This window comes from Micromonospora sp. U56, assembly GCF_018070095.1.
Lineage (GTDB): Bacteria > Actinomycetota > Actinomycetes > Mycobacteriales > Micromonosporaceae > Micromonospora > Micromonospora purpureochromogenes.
Genome location: NZ_JAGPYL010000276.1, coordinates 1 through 887 on the forward strand (window position 1 = coordinate 1; position 887 = coordinate 887).

An 887-nucleotide genomic window follows, 5' to 3' on the forward strand; every position below is an offset into this window, starting at 1 on the left:
AAGGAGCCCGCGGCCCGCGAATGTCGGGTCGGGGTGCTCAATGGCGGAGACACTGGCGAGTCTGGTCCTGGCAACGGCCGGGTTCCTCCTAGTACAGCCACTTCGGTGGTGGGAACGGGGTCCTGGTGCGGCTGGGCACGGATGTAAAGCACCCTGTTGGGTCCTGAAAGAACAACCCCTGGGTTGTCTTTCAGAGACTGGTCCGAGGCTGAGGCTTCGGGAGTCTGCCAGGCATGGCCTGGCCCTGCATACCGCCGGCGGATCGCCGGGTTTGGTGTGGGGCGGATCGGGTTGTGGGTTGGTCGTTTGTTGAGAATTGCACAGTGGACGCGAGCATCTTTGTGGTCAAGTTGTCAAGGGCGAACGGTGAATGCCTTGGCACCAGGAGCCGATGAAGGACGTGGGAGGCCGCGATAGGCCTGGGGGAGCTGTCAACCAAGCTGTGATCCCAGGGTGTCCGAATGGGGAAACCCGGCACCAGTCATGTGGTGTCACCTGCACCTGAACACATAGGGTGTATGGAGGGAACGCGGGGAAGTGAAACATCTCAGTACCCGTAGGAAGAGAAAACAAATTTAGTGATTCCGTGAGTAGTGGCGAGCGAAAGCGGATTGAGGCTAAACCGGCTGCGTGTGATACCTGTCAGGGGTTGCGTGGTCGGGGTTGTGGGACCCCGCTGAACAAGCTGACACTTGTTCGAGGAGTTACAAAGTCAGTGGCTAGTCGAACAGTCTGGAATGGCTGACCGTAGACGGTGAAAGTCCGGTAGGTGAAAGTTGCTGACCTTCTGTGGGTGTTCCCGAGTAGCGGCGGACCCCTGAAATCTGCCGTGAATCTGCCAGGACCACCTGGTAAGCCTAAATACTTCCTGGTGACCGATAGCGGAC

General features: G+C 58.7%; 1 rRNA gene. It reads left to right on the forward strand.

Annotated features, from left to right (window positions below):
* Positions 1-343 precede the first annotated feature (343 nt).
* Positions 344-887 (forward strand): 23S ribosomal RNA (locus tag KBX37_RS33960); the annotation flags it as partial.